At 72.0% G+C, this 16,936-nt stretch carries 15 protein-coding genes; 13 read left to right on the forward strand and 2 right to left on the reverse strand.

What is annotated here, in order from left to right:
* Window positions 1-26 precede the first annotated feature (26 nt).
* The 8 genes from OG611_RS20210 to OG611_RS20245 all read left to right on the forward strand — a co-directional run bounded on the left by OG611_RS20210 (window position 27) and on the right by OG611_RS20245 (window position 8,632).
* A complete protein-coding gene (locus tag OG611_RS20210) occupies window positions 27-1,136 on the forward strand; it encodes a quinone-dependent dihydroorotate dehydrogenase (RefSeq protein ID WP_266421993.1) in 1,110 nt (369 codons plus the stop codon).
* Window positions 1,133-1,972, forward strand: coding sequence for an orotidine-5'-phosphate decarboxylase (gene pyrF / locus OG611_RS20215; protein ID WP_266421996.1), 840 nt, complete (start codon window positions 1,133-1,135; stop codon window positions 1,970-1,972). Before OG611_RS20210 ends, pyrF begins: the two co-directional genes overlap by 4 nt.
* 244 nt (window positions 1,973-2,216) lie before the next feature.
* Window positions 2,217-2,540, forward strand: a complete 324-nt coding sequence (locus OG611_RS20220) for an integration host factor (RefSeq protein WP_014157387.1) — start codon at window positions 2,217-2,219, stop codon at window positions 2,538-2,540.
* Between the two features lie 38 nt (window positions 2,541-2,578).
* Window positions 2,579-3,196: a guanylate kinase gene (gene gmk, locus OG611_RS20225; protein ID WP_266421998.1), complete on the forward strand. Its 618-nt coding sequence runs from the start codon at window positions 2,579-2,581 to the stop codon at window positions 3,194-3,196.
* A 107-nt stretch (window positions 3,197-3,303) separates the two neighbouring features.
* Window positions 3,304-3,576, forward strand: coding sequence for a DNA-directed RNA polymerase subunit omega (rpoZ, locus tag OG611_RS20230; protein ID WP_003970369.1), 273 nt, complete (start codon window positions 3,304-3,306; stop codon window positions 3,574-3,576).
* Window positions 3,577-3,708: 132 nt separating this feature from the next.
* On the forward strand, window positions 3,709-4,911 hold the full coding sequence (gene coaBC / locus OG611_RS20235; protein WP_266422001.1) for a bifunctional phosphopantothenoylcysteine decarboxylase/phosphopantothenate--cysteine ligase CoaBC: 1,203 nt from the start codon (window positions 3,709-3,711) through the stop codon (window positions 4,909-4,911).
* A 241-nt stretch (window positions 4,912-5,152) separates the two neighbouring features.
* Complete coding sequence (metK, locus tag OG611_RS20240; protein WP_266422003.1) at window positions 5,153-6,361, forward strand: methionine adenosyltransferase; 1,209 nt, start codon at window positions 5,153-5,155, stop codon at window positions 6,359-6,361.
* Between the two features lie 126 nt (window positions 6,362-6,487).
* Window positions 6,488-8,632 carry a primosomal protein N' gene (locus OG611_RS20245; RefSeq protein ID WP_266422006.1) on the forward strand — a complete coding sequence of 715 codons (2,145 nt, stop codon included), beginning with the start codon at window positions 6,488-6,490 and terminating at the stop codon, window positions 8,630-8,632.
* 63 nt (window positions 8,633-8,695) lie between these two features.
* On the opposite strand, the gene OG611_RS20250 is transcribed toward OG611_RS20245, so the two are convergent.
* The gene (locus OG611_RS20250; RefSeq protein WP_266422009.1) at window positions 8,696-9,244 is read right to left on the reverse strand and encodes a hypothetical protein; all 549 of its coding nucleotides are present in this window, start codon (window positions 9,242-9,244) and stop codon (window positions 8,696-8,698) included.
* A 229-nt stretch (window positions 9,245-9,473) separates the two neighbouring features.
* Between OG611_RS20250 and fmt the strand changes: the two genes are divergently transcribed.
* From fmt to OG611_RS20270, 4 genes are all read left to right on the forward strand, one after another.
* A complete protein-coding gene (fmt, locus tag OG611_RS20255; protein WP_266422012.1) occupies window positions 9,474-10,406 on the forward strand; it encodes a methionyl-tRNA formyltransferase in 933 nt (310 codons plus the stop codon).
* Between the two features lie 73 nt (window positions 10,407-10,479).
* Entirely contained in the window at window positions 10,480-11,913 is a 1,434-nt protein-coding gene (locus tag OG611_RS20260; RefSeq protein ID WP_266422014.1) for an RsmB/NOP family class I SAM-dependent RNA methyltransferase, read from the forward strand.
* 191 nt (window positions 11,914-12,104) lie between these two features.
* On the forward strand, window positions 12,105-12,788 hold the full coding sequence (gene rpe, locus OG611_RS20265) for a ribulose-phosphate 3-epimerase (protein WP_266422017.1): 684 nt from the start codon (window positions 12,105-12,107) through the stop codon (window positions 12,786-12,788).
* A 152-nt stretch (window positions 12,789-12,940) separates the two neighbouring features.
* Complete coding sequence (locus OG611_RS20270) at window positions 12,941-13,957, forward strand: sugar-binding transcriptional regulator (protein WP_093541023.1); 1,017 nt, start codon at window positions 12,941-12,943, stop codon at window positions 13,955-13,957.
* A gap of 100 nt (window positions 13,958-14,057) precedes the next feature.
* On the opposite strand, the gene OG611_RS20275 is transcribed toward OG611_RS20270, so the two are convergent.
* Window positions 14,058-15,080 carry a terpene cyclase gene (locus tag OG611_RS20275; protein ID WP_266422019.1) on the reverse strand — a complete coding sequence of 341 codons (1,023 nt, stop codon included), beginning with the start codon at window positions 15,078-15,080 and terminating at the stop codon, window positions 14,058-14,060.
* 307 nt (window positions 15,081-15,387) lie between these two features.
* Here OG611_RS20275 and OG611_RS20280 point away from each other — a divergent pair, with 307 nt between their 5' ends.
* Window positions 15,388-16,854, forward strand: a complete 1,467-nt coding sequence (locus OG611_RS20280; protein WP_266422022.1) for a GuaB1 family IMP dehydrogenase-related protein — start codon at window positions 15,388-15,390, stop codon at window positions 16,852-16,854.
* Window positions 16,855-16,936: the final 82 nt, after the last annotated feature.

Raw genomic sequence — 16,936 nt, forward strand, 5'->3', positions numbered from 1 at the left:
TCCCCCTCTCTGTGAGGACACTCCCGATGTACAAGTTCTTCTTCCGGCTGGTCTTCAAGCGGATGGACCCGGAGCAGGCCCACCATCTGGCCTTCCGGTGGATCCGCCTCGCCGCCCGCATCCCCGTACTGCGCACCTTCGTCGCCGCCGTGCTCGCGCCCCGGTACAAGGAGCTGCGCACCGAGGCCCTCGGCCTGCGGATGCACGGCCCTTTCGGCCTCGCCGCCGGTTTCGACAAGAACGCCGTCGCGATCGACGGCATGTCGATGCTCGGCTTCGACCACATCGAGATCGGTACGGTCACCGGCGAGCCGCAGCCCGGCAACCCCAGGAAGCGCCTCTTCCGCCTCGTCGCGGACCGCGCGCTGATCAACCGCATGGGCTTCAACAACGAGGGCTCCGCGGCCGTCGCCGCGCGGCTGGCCGCCCGCAGGCCGGTCTTCCGGACCACGGTCGGCGTCAACATCGGCAAGACGAAGATCGTGCCGGAGGCCGAAGCGGCCGGCGACTACGTGAAGTCCACCGAGCGCCTTGCCGCCCACGCCGACTACCTGGTCGTCAACGTCTCCTCGCCCAACACCCCGGGGCTGCGCAACCTCCAGGCCACCGAGGCGCTGCGGCCCCTGCTCGGCGCCGTGCGCGAGGCGGCCGACCGGACCGTCACCGGGCGGCGGGTCCCGCTGCTCGTCAAGATCGCGCCGGACCTCGCGGACGAGGACGTCGACGCAGTCGCCGATCTCGCGGTCGAGCTGGGTCTGGACGGCATCATCGCGACCAACACCACCATCGCCCGCGACAGCCTCGGCCTGAAGTCCGCGCTGTCCCTGACCGGGGAGACCGGCGGGCTCTCCGGAGCGCCCCTCAAGGCACGCTCCCAGGAGGTCCTGAGCCGCCTCTACGCGCGGGTGGGCGACCGGATCACCCTGGTCGGCGTCGGCGGCATCGAGAACGCCGAGGACGCCTGGCAGCGCATCCTCGCGGGCGCCACGCTCGTCCAGGGCTACAGCGCCTTCATCTACGAGGGGCCGTTCTACGCCCGCGCGATCCACAAGGGCCTGGCCGCACGCCTGGCCGCGTCCCCGTACGCCACCCTCGCCGAAGCCGTCGGCGCAGAAACCAGGAAGGCCACCGCATGAGCCCCGAACCGTTCGGCGCGCGCCTGCGCCGCGCCATGGACACCCGTGGGCCGCTGTGCGTCGGTATCGACCCGCACGCCTCGCTGCTCACCGCCTGGGGCCTGAACGACGACGTCGCCGGGCTCGAACGTTTCACGCGTACGGTCGTCGAGGCACTGGCCGACCGGGTCGCCGTGCTCAAGCCGCAGTCCGCGTTCTTCGAGCGCTTCGGCTCCCGCGGCATCGCCGTCCTGGAGAAGGCGGTCGAGGAGGCGCGGGCGGCCGGCACGCTGGTGCTGATGGACGCCAAGCGCGGGGACATCGGCTCCACCATGGGCGCCTACGCGGCGACCTACCTGGAGAAGGACTCGCCGCTGTTCTCGGACGCGGTCACCGTCTCGCCGTACCTCGGCTTCGGCTCGCTGCGCCCGGCGCTCGACGCGGCGGTCCTCTCCGGCGCGGGCGTCTTCGTGCTCGCCCTCACCTCCAACCCGGAGGGCGCCGAGGTGCAGCGCGCCACCGCCGCCGACGGCCGTTCGCTGGCCCAGCTCATGCTCGACCACATGGCCGCCGAGAACGAGGGCATGACCCCGCTCGGCTCCGTCGGCGCGGTGGTCGGAGCCACGCTCGGGGACGCGGGGGCGAACCTGGCGATCAACGGCCCGCTGCTCGCTCCCGGGATCGGGGCGCAGGGCGCGACACCCGCGGATCTGCCCGGTGTGTTCGGCGCCTCGGTGGGCAATGTGGTGCCCAGCGTGAGCCGCGGCGTCCTGAGCCAGGGGCCGGACATGGCAGGGCTGCGCGAGGCCGCCGAGCGGCTCACGGACGAGATCCGGGCAGCCGTGGCGGGTAGGTGACTATGCCACGTAACAGGGTGTTGACTCTTTCCTGACCAAAAAACTCGGTAGATATGCCTGAAATGTCCTGGTCGGCCAAGGCTGACCAGGACTTTTCGTTGGTTCTCGCTGACTCGGGCGGCCTTGGCCGCTAGTCTCCGTCGAGAGCCGACGTACACAAGTTGTCCGTCGCTCACCTGGTGTGGAGCGTTCAGCTTCCTCACCGGTCCGTATCCGACAGATCGACATCCGAGGTGACGTAGGCGTGGCTCTTCCGCCCCTTACCCCTGAACAGCGCGCAGCCGCGCTCGAAAAGGCCGCCGCGGCTCGCCGGGAGCGGGCCGAGGTCAAGAATCGACTCAAGCACTCCGGCGCCTCCCTCCACGAGGTCATCAAGCAGGGCCAGGAGAACGACGTCATCGGCAAGATGAAGGTCTCCGCCCTCCTGGAGTCCCTGCCGGGCGTGGGCAAGGTCCGCGCCAAGCAGATCATGGAGCGGCTCGGCATCTCCGAGAGCCGCCGGGTCCGGGGTCTCGGCTCCAACCAGATCGCATCCCTGGAGCGTGAGTTCGGCGGCAGCGCCGCCTGACGTTCTCAGGCACTCCTGAGAACCTGGATAATCGCTCCATGGCTGCAACATCCCGGGGGACGTCCCCCGTACCCCCGGACGTACGTCCGCGGCTGACCGTGCTCTCCGGCCCCTCCGGGGTCGGCAAGAGCACGGTCGTCGCTCATATGCGCAAGGTCCACCCCGAGGTCTGGCTCTCGGTGTCGGCGACGACCCGCAAGCCGCGCCCCGGCGAGCGCAACGGTGTCCACTACTTCTTCGTGGACAACGAGGAGTTCGACAAGCTGATCGCCAACGGCGAGCTGCTGGAGTGGGCCGAATTCGCGGGCAACCGCTACGGCACGCCCCGCCGCGCCGTGCTCGACCGCCTGGAGGCGGGCGAGCCGGTGCTGCTGGAGATCGATCTCCAGGGCGCCCGGCTGGTCCGGCAGTCGATGTCGGACGCGCAGCTGGTCTTCCTGGCCCCGCCGAGCTGGGACGAGCTGGTCCGCCGGCTCACCGGCCGCGGGACCGAGGCGCCCGAGGTGATCGAGCGCCGGCTCGCCGCCGCCAAGATCGAACTGGCCGCCGAGTCCGAGTTCGACACGACGCTGGTCAACACCTCCGTCGAGGATGTGGCCCGTGAGCTGCTAGCCTTGATGCTGGAGGCTTGCGGCCACCGTGCCGACAGCGACTGACGCACAAGTTTGACGCACAACGGCTGACGAAGTCGGCACGCACATCACCGCGGAACTCCGCACCGTCAAGGATCTCCTTGATCTTTACCCCCTTCGGAAGGCAGAGAGTGTCCTCTTCCATCACCACGCCCGAGGGCATCATCAACCCGCCGATTGATGAGCTCCTCGAGGCCACCGACTCGAAGTACAGCCTCGTGATCTACGCCGCCAAGCGCGCCCGTCAGATCAACGCGTACTACTCGCAGCTCGGCGAGGGTCTCCTGGAGTACGTCGGTCCGCTCGTCGACACCCACGTGCACGAGAAGCCGCTCTCGATCGCGCTCCGCGAGATCAACGCGGGCCTGCTCACCTCCGAGGCCATCGAGGGCCCCGCGCAGTAAGCAGGAATTGCACCTTCACCTCAGGCCCGGCGGCCACGGCTGCCGGGCCTGAGGTGTGTCCGGGGCGACAGCATCGGACCGGGTGCGGTGAGGCAGCATGGGGGTGTTCGTATCCGAGTGCGGGGAGACGCAGTGGACAAGCCGAAGGTCGTTCTGGGAGTCAGCGGGGGCATCGCCGCGTACAAGGCGTGCGAACTGCTGCGCCGACTGACCGAGTCCGGTCATGACGTGCGCGTCGTGCCGACCGAGTCCTCGCTGCACTTCGTGGGAGCGGCCACCTGGTCGGCGCTCTCCGGCCACCCGGTGTCCACCGAGGTCTGGAACGACGTCCACGAGGTGCCGCACGTCAGGATCGGGCAGGGCGCCGATCTGGTGGTCGTCGCCCCCGCCACCGCCGACATGCTCGCCAGGGCGGCCCACGGTCTCGCCGACGACCTGCTCACCAACACGCTCCTCACCGCTCGCTGTCCGGTCGTCTTCGCGCCCGCCATGCACACCGAGATGTGGGAGCACCCCGCCACCCAGGAGAACGTCGCCACCCTGCGCCGCCGGGGCGCCGTCGTCATCGAGCCCGCCGTCGGCCGGCTCACCGGCGTCGACACCGGCAAGGGCCGGCTGCCCGATCCCGGGGAGATCTTCGAGGTCTGCCGCCGGGTGCTGGCCCGCGGGCCCGTCGAGGCCGACCTGGCCGGCCGCCATGTGGTCATCAGCGCGGGCGGTACGCGCGAGCCGCTCGACCCGGTGCGCTACCTCGGCAACCGCTCCTCCGGCAAGCAGGGCTACGCCCTGGCCCGTACCGCGGTCGCCCGCGGCGCCCGGGTCACCCTCATCGAGGCCAACACCGGCCTGCCCGACCCGGCCGGCGCCGACGTCCTGCACGCGGGGACCGCGGTGCGGCTCCGCGAGGCCGTGCTGAAGGCCGCCGCGGACGCCGACGTGGTCGTGATGGCGGCGGCGGTCGCCGACTTTCGCCCCGCCGAGTACGCCACGGGGAAGATCAAGAAGAAGGACGGCCAGGAGCCCGCACCCCTCACGCTCGTCCGCAACCCCGACATCCTCGCCGAGGTGGCCGGCGAACGCGCCCGGCCGGAGCAGATCGTCGTCGGATTCGCCGCCGAGACCGACGACGTCCTCGCCAACGGCCGGGAGAAGCTCCGCCGCAAGGGCTGCGATCTCCTCGTCGTCAACGAGGTGGGGGAGCGCCGGACCTTCGGGTCCGAGGAGAACGAGGCGGTCGTGCTCGCGGCCGACGGCGGTGAGACCCAGGTGCCCCACGGACCCAAGGAGGCACTCGCCGACACGGTCTGGGATCTCGTGTCGTCGCGCCTCGGATGAAATTCTTGTGTCATGCCGAGACCGGGCCGAAACCCTTGAAATATGGGCGTAAACGGCATGCTCCAAGGGTGATCGGCCCGCGTCGGCGGGCCGTGCCTCAGGTCACAGAACTCCCAAAGGGCGAGACATGTTGTCCGCCGAACGAAAGCGACGGATAAACTGGGGCCGGACCATGCCGGGCGCAGCTCCCGGCCGTCCGCCAAATGATCAGCCAGCAGCCGCTGCAACCCCAGGGAGCGATGTGTCCCGCCGTCTCTTCACCTCGGAGTCCGTCACCGAGGGTCACCCCGACAAGATCGCTGACCAGATCAGCGACACCATTCTCGACGCGCTGCTCCGCGAGGACCCCAGGTCCCGTGTCGCCGTTGAGACCTTGATCACCACCGGTCTGGTGCATGTTGCGGGTGAGGTCACGACCAAGGCCTACGCCGACATTCCGACCCTCGTACGCAACAAGGTCCTCGAGATCGGCTACGACTCCTCCAAGAAGGGCTTCGACGGCGCCTCCTGCGGTGTCTCGGTGTCCATCGGGGCGCAGTCTCCCGACATCGCGCAGGGTGTCGACACCGCGTACGAGAAGCGGGTCGAGGGCGATGAGGACGAGCTCGACAAGCAGGGCGCCGGCGACCAGGGCCTGATGTTCGGCTACGCCTGCGACGAGACGCCCGAGCTCATGCCGCTCCCGATCTACCTCGCGCACCGGCTCTCCCGCCGGCTCTCCGAGGTCCGCAAGAACGGGACCATCCCGTACCTGCGCCCCGACGGCAAGACCCAGGTCACCATCGAGTACGACGGCGACAAGGCCGTCCGTCTCGACACGGTCGTCGTCTCCTCGCAGCACGCCAGCGACATCGACCTCGACTCGCTGCTCGCGCCCGACATCCGCGAGTTCGTCGTCGAGCACGTGCTCGCCCAGCTGATCGAGGACGGCATCAAGCTGGACACCGACGGCTACCGGCTGCTGGTCAACCCGACCGGGCGCTTCGAGATCGGTGGCCCGATGGGCGACGCCGGTCTGACCGGCCGCAAGATCATCATCGACACCTACGGCGGCATGGCCCGCCACGGCGGCGGTGCCTTCTCGGGCAAGGACCCGTCGAAGGTCGACCGCTCGGCCGCGTACGCCATGCGCTGGGTCGCCAAGAACGTCGTCGCCGCGGGCCTCGCCGCCCGTTGCGAGGTGCAGGTCGCGTACGCCATCGGCAAGGCCGAGCCGGTCGGGCTCTTCGTCGAGACGTTCGGTACCGCCGCCGTCGACACCGAGAAGATCGAGCACGCCATCGGCGAGGTCTTCGACCTCCGCCCGGCCGCGATCATCCGCGACCTCGACCTGCTCCGCCCGATCTACGCCCAGACCGCGGCCTACGGCCACTTCGGCCGTGAGCTTCCCGACTTCACCTGGGAGCGCACCGACCGCGTGGACGCGCTGCGCGCGGCGGCCGGTCTGTAGGACCGCCGCCTTCCGTCTGTACGCCGGGGCCCGGACATCGCACGTGGTGTCCGGGCCCCGGCACGTCCGGCCCCCGGTGCTCCCTCACCGGGCCCGCTGTCAGTGGTGTCTGGTAGGTATGTGGCTGTGAGCAGCGACAACGAGCGGTCCGCGGACCCCGGGGACGGGGCCCCGGAGCAGCTTGCGCTGATTCGGGAGACGGTGCGCAAGGCCAAGGTGCCGCGGGCCAAGCCGCGGACCTGGCGCGGCGCCGCGCTCGCCAAGGAGCTGCCCGTCGCCCGGGTGCTGGTCAACAAGGGCGTGCTCCATCTCGACCAGTACTTCGACTACGCGGTGCCCGAGGAGCTCGACGCCGAGGCACAGCCCGGCGTCCGGGTGCGGGTGCGCTTCGGGGCCGGGGGGCGCAATGTGCGCGGCGGCCGGCGCGAGGGCGGCGGGCTGATCGACGGCTTCCTCGTCGAGCGGCGCGCCGAATCGGACTACCCGGGCGCCCTAGCGGCGCTCGCCTACGTCGTATCGCCCGAACCGGTGCTGGGCCCGGAGCTGCTCGCGCTCGCGCGCGCCGTCGCCGACCGTTACGCGGGCAGCCTCGCCGATGTGCTCCAGCTCGCCGTGCCGCCCCGGAACGGCAGGGCCGAGTCCAGGCCCTCGCCCGAGCCCCTGCCGCCGCCGCCCGCGCCGTCGGCGGGGAGCTGGCAGCGGTACGCACAGGGGCCGGCCTTCCTGCGGGCGCTGGCCGAGGGCGGTGCGCCCCGGGCCGTCTGGACCGCGCTGCCCGGACCCCACTGGCCCGAGGAGATCGCCAGGGCCATGGCCGCGACCCTCGCGTCCGGGCGCGGCGCCCTCGTCGTCGTCCCCGACGGCCGGGCCGCGGGGCGGGTGGACGCCGCGCTCACCGAGCTGCTCGGCCCGGGGCGCCACGCGCTGCTGACCGCCGACTCCGGACCGGAGAAGCGGTACCGGGAGTGGCTCGCCGTGCGGCGCGGCTCGGTGCGGGCGGTCGTCGGGACCAGAGCGGCGATGTTCGCGCCGGTCGCCGATCTCGGCCTGGTTGCCGTCTGGGACGACGGGGACGCCAGCCACAGCGACGACAACGCCCCCTTCCCGCACGTCCGCGAGGTGCTCGAACTACGGGCCGCGCACGGCCGCTGCGCGTTCCTGCTCGGCGGTACGAACTGCACGGTGGAGGCCGCCCAGCTGGTGGAGAGCGGCTGGGCGCTGCCGCTGCGCGCGGACCGGGAGCAGCTGCGGATCGCGGCGCCCCTGGTGCGTACGGTCGGCGACGGGGAGCTGGCGCGGGACGGCGCCGCGAGGGCCGCGCGGCTGCCCAGCCTGGCCTGGCAGACGGTACGGGACGGGTTGCGCAGCGGCCCCGTCCTGGTCCAGGTGCCACGCCGCGGATACGCGCCGCGGCTGGCCTGCGAGCGCTGCCGCGAGCCCGCCCGGTGCCGGCACTGCGCGGGACCGCTCCAGGCCCCGGACCAGCGGGATCTCGACTGCGCCTGGTGCGGGCGGGCCGAGACCGCCTGGCACTGTGTCGCCTGCGGCTCCAACCGGCTGCGGGCCCGGATCGTCGGCGCCCGCCGGACGGCCGAGGAGCTGGGCCGGGCGTTTCCCGCCGTGCCGGTGCGGACGTCCGGCCGCGACCACATCCTCGATTCGGTGCCGGACGTGCCCGCGCTGGTCGTCAGCACCCCCGGCGCCGAGCCCGTCGCCGAGGGCGGCTACGCGGCCGCGCTGCTGCTGGACGGCTGGGCGATGGTCGGCCGCCCCGATCTGCGGGCGGGCGAGGAGGCGCTGCGCCGCTGGACGGCCGCGGCCTCGCTGGTGCGCGGGCAGCCGGAGGGCGGCACGGTGGTGGTCGTCGCCGAGCCGACGCTGCGGCCCGTACAGGCCCTGGTGCGCTGGGACCCGGTCGGGCACGCCCGCCGTGAGCTGGCGGAACGGGCCGAGCTCGGCTTCCCCCCGGTGTCCCGGATGGCCGCGGTGACCGGCACGCCGGAGGCGCTGGCCGCCTTCCTCGCGGCGGCCGAGCTGCCGCCGGAGGCCGAGGTGCTGGGCCCGGTCCCGGTGCCGGTCACCGGACCGGGCAGGCCTCGCAGACCCGGGGAAGCGCCGCCGGGGGAGTCCTGGGAGCGGGCGCTGCTCAGGGTGCCTCCGGGCAGCGGGGCGGCGCTGGCGGCCGCGTTGAAGGCCGCGCAGGCGGCACGGATGTCCCGGGGGAGCGGTGAGCAGGTCCGGATCAGGGTGGATCCGCCGGACATCGGGTGACCGGCAGCGGAGATGAGGCTGCCCCGCCGTGCGTCGGGCGCGGCGGGGCAGAGGGCGGGGTGGTCAGCCGTTGCGTGGGCCGGGGAAGGCGCCGGGGCGCAGGTCCTCACGCAGCGACGGGCGGTCCGCCGACGGCTGCGGCGGCATGGAGCGTGCGGCGGGTACGGCGGGCAGCGCGGGCGCGTTGCCGGAGCCGGGCACGACCGGCAGGGGGCGCGGCACCCCGGCCTCCGTGCCGGTTTCGCCCGGCCCCGGCTGGCGGGCGTTGCGGCGTGCGCCGTAGCGGCGGTGCACGGCCTGCTTGGTGACCCCGAGCGCGGAGCCCACCGCGTCCCAGGAGAAGCCCAGCGAGCGGTCGAAGTCGACTGCGGCGGTGACCAGGGTCTCGACGCTGTCGCGCAGTTCCTGGGCCAGCCTGACAGTGGGGGCCGGGGCCCTGCCGTAGACGACGAAGCCCGTGGACGGGCCGGAGCGGCGCGGACGGTAGACGTTGCCCAGTTGGGCGGTGAGCGTGCGCAGCGCGTCCACCTGCCGCCGGACCCGCTCGATGTCCCGCACCAACAGATGCAGACTGGCCCTCGCTTGGGCGTCGTGGGTTGCGTGGTCGGCCATGAAGAAGCCTCTCGAACCGGCGTTGAAAGGGATCGGGCCGCACCGTGGCGGCTCGCTTCGGTCAATCTCTCTTGACCAACGCCTCAGCTGTGGATCTGGTCACGCTTCAGGGGCGCGTGCGCCCTTCAAAGGGGCGCACGGCCATGCGTACGCCCCCCGGCCGCCCGGCCCATAGACTTGTGCGTTGCTCGTCACCGCACGTTTCGGCCCGAGAGGCAGTCAGCCACCCATGAAGCTCGTCTTCGCAGGCACCCCCGAGGTAGCCGTACCCGCCCTGGACGCCCTGATCGCCTCCGACCGGCACGAGGTGGCCGCCGTGGTGACCCGGCCCGACGCCCCCGCCGGGCGGGGCCGCCGCCTGGTCGCCAGCCCCGTCGCCGAACGCGCCGCGGAGGCCGGTATCGAGGTGCTGAAGCCCGTCCGGCCGCGCGACGAGGACTTCCTCGCCCGGCTCCGCGAGATCGCCCCGGACTGCTGCCCGGTCGTCGCCTACGGGGCGCTGCTCCCCAAGGAGGCGCTCGGCGTCCCCGCCCGCGGCTGGGTCAACCTCCACTTCTCGCTGCTGCCCGCCTGGCGCGGCGCGGCCCCCGTGCAGCACGCGGTCATGGCCGGGGACGAGGTGACCGGCGCGTCGACCTTCCTGATCGAGGAGGGGCTCGACTCCGGACCGGTGTACGGCGTCCTCACCGAGGAGGTGCGTCCCACCGACACCAGCGGGGACCTGCTCACCCGGCTGGCGTTCGCCGGAGCGGGGCTGCTCGCCGCGACGATGGACGGCATCGAGGACGGCACCCTGCACGCAGTGCCGCAGCCGGCGGAGGGCATCACCCTCGCACCGAAGATCACCGTCGAGGACGCCCAGGTGCAGTGGTCGGCACCCGCCCTCCGGGTCGACCGCGTGGTGCGCGGCTGCACGCCCGCTCCCGGCGCGTGGACGCTGTTCCGTGGGGAGCGCCTCAAGCTGATCCAGGCCGTGCCCGTCCTGGACCGCGCCGATCTGGCTCCCGGCGAGCTGTCGGCCGCCAAGAACAACGTGTACGTGGGCACCGGATCGCACGCGGTCGAGCTGCTCTGGGTCCAGCCGCAGGGCAAGAAGCCGATGCGGGCCGCGGACTGGGCCCGCGGGGTGCGGATCGTCCACGGCGAGCTGCTGGGGAGCTGAGTCCCGCCGGGGCCGGGGCGGCGACGTAGGCTGGGAGGGTTCGTCCACTCACCATCAGCGGAGCACCTTTCACGTGAACGACCAGCAGCGTCGCCGTCCCGCCAAACCGCATCGCCGCCCCAAGAAGGACCCGGTCCGGTTCCTCGCCTTCGAAGCCCTCAGGGCCGTCGACGAACGGGACGCGTACGCCAACCTCGTCCTGCCCCCGCTGCTGAAGAAGGCGCGCGCCAAGGGCGACTTCGACAACCGGGACGCGGCGCTGGCGACCGAGCTGGTCTACGGCACGCTGCGCCGCCAGGGGACGTACGACGCGATCGTCGCGGCCTGCATCGACCGGCCGCTGCGCGAGGTCGACCCGCCGGTCCTGGACGTGCTCAACATGGGCGTGCACCAGCTCCTCGGCACCCGTATCCCCACCCACGCGGCGGTCTCCGCCAGCGTGGAGCTGGCCCGGGTGGTGCTCGGCGAGGGGCGGGCCAAGTTCGTCAACGCCGTGCTGCGCAAGGTCACCGCGGACGACCTCGACGGCTGGGTGGCCCGTGTGGCCCCGTCGTACGAGGAGGACGCCGAGGACCACCTCGCGGTCGTGCACTCGCATCCGCGCTGGGTCGTCTCGGCCCTGTGGGACGCGCTGGGCGGCGGCCGGGCCGGGATCGAGGACCTCCTCGAAGCGGACAACGAGCGGCCCGAGGTCACCCTGGTCGCCCGCCCCGGCCGCTCCACCACCGACGAGCTGCTCACCGCCCTCGGCGACGGGAACGGCCTGCCGGGCCGCTGGTCGCCGTACGCCGTGCGGATGGCGGAGGGCGGCGAGCCCGGCGCCCTGACCGCCGTCCAGGAGGGCCGCGCGGGGGTCCAGGACGAGGGCAGCCAGCTGGTGGCCGCCGCCCTCGCCAACGCACCGGTGGAGGGCGGCGACAACCGCTGGCTCGACGGCTGCGCGGGACCCGGCGGCAAGGCCGCCCTGCTCGCCGCACTCGCCGCCGAACGGGGCGCCGCCCTGCTCGCCGCCGAGAAGCAGCCGCACCGGGCCCGTCTCGTCGAGCGCGCGCTGGCCGGCAACCCCGGCCCGTACCAGGTGATCACCGCCGACGGCACCCGCCCGCCGTGGCGGCACGGCAGCTTCGACCGGGTCCTGATGGACGTGCCGTGCTCGGGCCTCGGCGCCCTGCGCCGCCGCCCGGAGGCGCGCTGGCGGCGCCGCAAGGAGGACCTGGAGAACTTCGCGCCGCTCCAACGCGGCCTGCTGCGCGAGGCGTTGAAGGCCGTACGGGTCGGCGGCATCGTCGGCTACGCGACCTGCTCGCCGCACCTCGCGGAGACCCGGGTCGTCGTCGACGACGTGCTCAAGGGGCGGGGCGGTCAGCCCGTCGATGCCGAGTGGGTGGACGCCCGCCCGCTGATGCCGGGCGTGCCCGCGCTGGGCGACGGCCCCGACGTCCAGCTGTGGCCGCATCTGCACGGCACGGACGCGATGTACCTGGCCCTGCTGCGGCGTACCGCCTGAACCGGGCCGACGTGCCTCGGGGGCCCCGGCGTGTTCCGTGCACCGCTGGGGCCGCCCGAAGCGCCCGCCACGGGCCGAAACGCCCGTATCGTGCGGCCGGAGCGCCCGGATCGAGCGAACTGTAATGATCCCGTGAGGCTTTGGCCCTCACCGGGGCGGGGAAGTGGCGCGGAACATGGCAGGCTTGGGACATGGCCCAGATCAACCCCAGTATCCTGTCCGCCGACTTCGCCCGTCTCGCCGAGGAGGCGAAGGCGGTCGAAGGCGCCGACTGGCTCCACGTCGATGTGATGGACAACCACTTCGTGCCCAATCTGACCCTCGGTGTGCCGATCGTCGAATCGCTCAGCCGGGCCACGGACACCCCGCTGGACTGCCATCTCATGATCGCGGACCCGGACCGCTGGGCTCCCCAGTACGTCGAGGCCGGCGCCGGTTCCGTCACCTTCCACGCGGAGGCCGCGGCAGCCCCCGTACGGCTGGCGCGGGAGATCCGGGCCAAGGGCGCCCGCGCCTCCATGGCGCTCAAGCCCGCGACGCCCATCGAGCCGTACGAGGACCTGCTCCCCGAGCTCGACATGCTGCTGATCATGACGGTGGAGCCGGGCTTCGGCGGCCAGGCCTTCCTGGACATCATGCTGCCGAAGATCCGCCGCACCCGTGAGCTGATCTCCAAACACGGCCTCGAACTGTGGCTCCAGGTCGACGGCGGTGTCTCCGCGTCCACCATCGAGCGGTGCGCCGAGGCCGGTGCGGATGTCTTCGTCGCGGGTTCGGCGGTGTACGGGGCGACGGACCCGGCCGAAGCGGTGCGGGCCCTGCGCGCCCAGGCCGACGGGGCCACCGCCTCGGCGGCCTGGGCGTGCGGCCACTGACACCGGCACCGACTCCCGTCGCCGATCGCGGGTCGGCCGGGCCAAGGGCAGATGAACTCGGTCCGACGGGACCGATCAGGGAACGCCGTATCTGACAGGATGAACGGCGTATCGAGAGTGTGAACAGCAGTGAGGAGATCGCGGTGTCTGCAATGTCGGCGGGCAGGTCCGCCCTGCGGATGGGGCCCGCGGAGCTGGTGCAGGCGGCGGCCATGGCCCGCCGCTTCTACCTCGAGGGAAAGTCGAAGATCCAGATCGCCGAGGAGTTCGGCGTCAGCCGCTTCAAGGTGGCCCGGGTCCTGGAGACGGCTCTTGAGCGCGACCTCGTACGGATCGAGATCCGCGTCCCCGCCGAGCTGGACGCCGAGCGCTCCGACGCGCTCCGGGCCCGCTACGGGCTGCGCCACGCGGTCGTCGTCGAATCCCCGGCCGAGGAGCAGGACGACGCACCGGACCCGGAGAACCTGGGCGAGGTCGCGGCCGATCTCCTCGGCGAACTGGTGAACGAGGGCGATGTGCTCGGTCTGGCCTGGGGCCGGTCCACCATCCACATGGCCGCGGCGCTCGACCGGCTGCCGCCGTGCACGGTCGTGCAGCTCACCGGGGTGTACGACGCGGGGACGGCCGAGCGCGGCTCCGTCGAGGCGGTCCGGCGGGCCGCCCAGGTGTCCGGCGGCGAGGCCCACCCCATCTACGCGCCGATGCTGCTGCCCGACCCGGCCACGGCCGCCGCGCTGCGCCACCAGACCGGTATCGCCCGCGCCTTCGACTACTTCGACAAGGTGACGGTCGCGGCGGTCTCCATCGGCTCCTGGGAGCCGGGCATCTCCACCGTCCACGACATGCTCAGCGACGAGGAGCGGGCGCACTACGCGTCGCTCGGCGTCGCGGCGGAGATGTCGGCGCACCTCTTCGACACCGAGGGGCGGCGGGTCGGCCGGGACCTGGGGGAGCGGTGCATCACGGTCGAGGCCGACCGGCTGCGCCGGATCCCCGAGGTGGTGGCGATCGCGGGTGGTCAGCGCAAGGCCGCGGCGATCGGGGCGGTGCTGAGGTCCGGGCTCGTCACCAGCCTGGTGACGGACACGGCGGCGGCCGACTATCTGCTGACCGAGTCGGCGGCGCCGCAGCGGCCGGCGCTGGAGCGGGCCGACCCGGACGGGGACTGAGCGGTCCGGGGGCGGCCGTCGCCGCCCCCGCGGACGGCGGCCACCGAACCGCCCGGACAGCGCGTGCGCCCGTCCGGGCGGCGGGGTCCGGCCCGGTGGTTCAGTCCCGTACCACGCCCAGGACCGTCGCCTCCAGGTACTCCTCAGGCTCCTCGTACTGACTCACGTCGGCCGGGTTGTAGCGCGGGGTCTGCCGCGACCAGTCGAGGTTGCCGCGCATCCAGCTCTGCATGCCCTCCAGATACGGCGTGAGCATCCAGGACAGCTGCGGGTACGCGGCCAGCAGCTCGGCCTCGGCGGTGACGAAACGCTCCGTCTCCGCCGCGATCTCCGCGCAGACGTGTTCGAGCGCCTGCCGCTCCCCGTAGCCGCGATGGTGCCGGACCAGATGGACGAGATTGTGGATCTCGCCGAGCACCTGTTCCTTCTCGTACGAGTACACGTCGTTGGCCCAGCACACGACATTGCACGAGGCTTCCAGCGCGGTGATGAACCGGGAGTCGTTGTGGATCGACTCGGGAGCCTCGATCCCGGCGACGATCTCTATCAGGTCCATGCAGACATGTATCGCACCGGTGTGGCGGCGCTTGGCGATGTACGTCTCCTCGGACGGCACCACACCGGCGGCCCGGTTCCCCGCCTCCCACGTGGTGGCCGTCGTGAGATACGTGGTGAGGTGCCAGCCGAACCGGGTGCGCCAGTGCGCGGCGGCGGTCGGCGTCGTCCGCTCCCACAGATCGGCCAGGGCGATCACGGCGGCGGGGAGCCGCCCGTCCGGCAGCGGGGCCGGGGCGTTGCCCTCGATGACGGTCCGCATCAGCTCGACCACGTCCCGCACCCGCTCCGGGCTGCGGCCGAGATGGCCGTCGTCGAGCTGGTCGTCGACGAGAAACAGCCATACGAACCAGTCGGCGGCGAGGTCGAGGTTCTTGCTGTCCGCGGTCGGGTACACCATGCCGACGAATGAGCCGAAGTCCGCCTGCGCGAAGCGGTCCCTGGCCGAATCACGGTGCACCAGACCGGTGTTGCGCGTCCATTCGTCGAGGTGGACCCTGGTGTGCCCGACGTGCGGGTTGGTTCGCTGGGGGAACGGGCAGTAGATGTCCGGCAGTTCGCTCTCCACGGGTGGGTCGTGATCCTCTCCGGTCGTACGTGTGACGGAAGTTGTGACCCTTCCGGCTGTTCCTCCGGGGCGTCGACGAGACCCACGGGACCTGCGGCTTTGAAGCTACCCGACCCTTTGTCACCAGGTCCAGGGAAGATGATCGGGAATGATTCGAACGTTCCTCGGGTAGGGTCCGCGGGCAAGGCAGGTTCCACTTGCCCGGGACTCCCGCCCGGTTCCTTCGGAGGAACATACGAAAGCGGGTGTCCTTTGCTGTGTCTTCATGGAAGCGACCTGCTCCGTTTCGTGTGAAAAAATGAGCGTTATGCGTTTTCTTGAGCCCGGTACTGGTCGTTACACAGAGTCCCCCTCGGTCCCGTACGACCTCACGTACGACGACGTCTTCATGGTCCCGGGCCGTTCGGCAGTCGGTTCCCGCCAGGGTGTCGATCTCTCCTCGCCCGACGGCACCGGCACCACCATCCCGCTCGTCGTCGCGAACATGACGGCCATCGCGGGCCGCCGGATGGCCGAAACGATCGCCCGCCGCGGTGGGCTCGTCGTCATCCCGCAGGACATCCCGATCGAGGTCGTCACCGACGTCATCTCCTGGGTGAAGACACGGCACCTGGTGCTGGACACGCCGATCGTGCTGGCCCCGGGCCAGACGGTCGCCGACGCACTGTCGCTGCTGCCGAAGCGCGCGCACGGCGCGGGCGTCGTCGTCGACGAGGAACAGCGGCCCCTCGGTGTCGTCACCGAGCACGACCTGACCGGCGTCGACCGCTTCACCCAGCTCTCCGAGGTCATGTCCAAGGACCTGGTGCTGCTCGACGCGGACATCGATCCGCGCGACGCGTTCAACAAGCTGGACGGTGCCAACCGCAAGCTCGCCCCCGCCGTCGACGCGGAGGGCCGGCTCGTCGGCATCCTCACCCGTAAGGCCGCCCTGCGCGCCACCCTGTACACCCCCGCCACCGACGCCGACGGCAGGCTGCGGATCGCCGCCGCCGTCGGGATCAACGGCGATGTCGCGGGCAAGGCCAAGCAGCTTCTCGACGCGGGCGTCGACACGCTCGTCGTGGACACCGCCCACGGCCACCAGGAGTCCATGATCAGCGCGGTCCGGGCCGTCCGCGCGCTCGACCCGCACGTCCCGATCGTCGCGGGCAACATCGTCGCCGCCGAGGGCGTGCGCGACCTCATCGAGGCCGGCGCGGACATCATCAAGGTCGGTGTCGGCCCCGGCGCCATGTGCACCACCCGGATGATGACCGGTGTGGGCCGGCCGCAGTTCTCCGCCGTTCTGGAGTGCGCCGCCGAGGCCAAGAAGTACGGCAAGCACGTCTGGGCGGACGGTGGCGTCCGGCACCCGCGCGATGTCGCCATGGCGCTCGCCGCGGGCGCGTCCAACGTGATGATCGGCTCCTGGTTCGCCGGAACGTACGAGTCGCCCGGCGACCTCCAGCAGTCCGCCGACGGCCGCTTCTACAAGGAGTCCTTCGGCATGGCGTCCGCGCGCGCCGTGAAGAACCGCACCTCGGACGAGTCCTCGTACGACCGGGCCCGCAAGGCGCTCTTCGAGGAGGGCATCTCCACCTCGCGGATGTTCCTCGACCCGGCCAGGCCCGGCGTCGAGGACCTGATCGACTCGATCATCGCGGGCGTCCGCTCCTCCTGCACCTACGCCGGCGCGGCCTCCCTGGCGGAGTTCGCCGAGAAGGCGGTCGTCGGGGTGCAGAGCGCCGCCGGATACGCCGAGGGCAAGCCGCTGCACGCCAGCTGGAGTTGATCCCGAAGCACCGCAACGCCGGTGCCCCTCCAGGCCGTTCGGGCCCGGAGGGGCGCCGGCGTTTTCGGGTGCTTTCACCGGA

The organism is Streptomyces sp. NBC_01363, assembly GCF_026340595.1.
GTDB lineage: Bacteria > Actinomycetota > Actinomycetes > Streptomycetales > Streptomycetaceae > Streptomyces.

What these genes read in the sequence shown, in the direction of transcription:
- fmt (WP_266422012.1), top strand. Translation starts at nt 9,474, where the DNA reads ATGAAGCTCGTCTTCGCAGGCACCCCCGAGGTAGCCGTACCCGCCCTG.
- rpe (WP_266422017.1), top strand. Translation starts at nt 12,105, where the DNA reads ATGGCCCAGATCAACCCCAGTATCCTGTCCGCCGACTTCGCCCGTCTC.
- OG611_RS20270 (WP_093541023.1), top strand. Translation starts at nt 12,941, where the DNA reads ATGTCGGCGGGCAGGTCCGCCCTGCGGATGGGGCCCGCGGAGCTGGTG.
- OG611_RS20250 (WP_266422009.1), bottom strand. Translation starts at nt 9,244, where the DNA reads ATGGCCGACCACGCAACCCACGACGCCCAAGCGAGGGCCAGTCTGCAT.
- gmk (WP_266421998.1), top strand. Translation starts at nt 2,579, where the DNA reads ATGGCTGCAACATCCCGGGGGACGTCCCCCGTACCCCCGGACGTACGT.
- pyrF (WP_266421996.1), top strand. Translation starts at nt 1,133, where the DNA reads ATGAGCCCCGAACCGTTCGGCGCGCGCCTGCGCCGCGCCATGGACACC.
- OG611_RS20280 (WP_266422022.1), top strand. Translation starts at nt 15,388, where the DNA reads ATGCGTTTTCTTGAGCCCGGTACTGGTCGTTACACAGAGTCCCCCTCG.
- OG611_RS20210 (WP_266421993.1), top strand. Translation starts at nt 27, where the DNA reads ATGTACAAGTTCTTCTTCCGGCTGGTCTTCAAGCGGATGGACCCGGAG.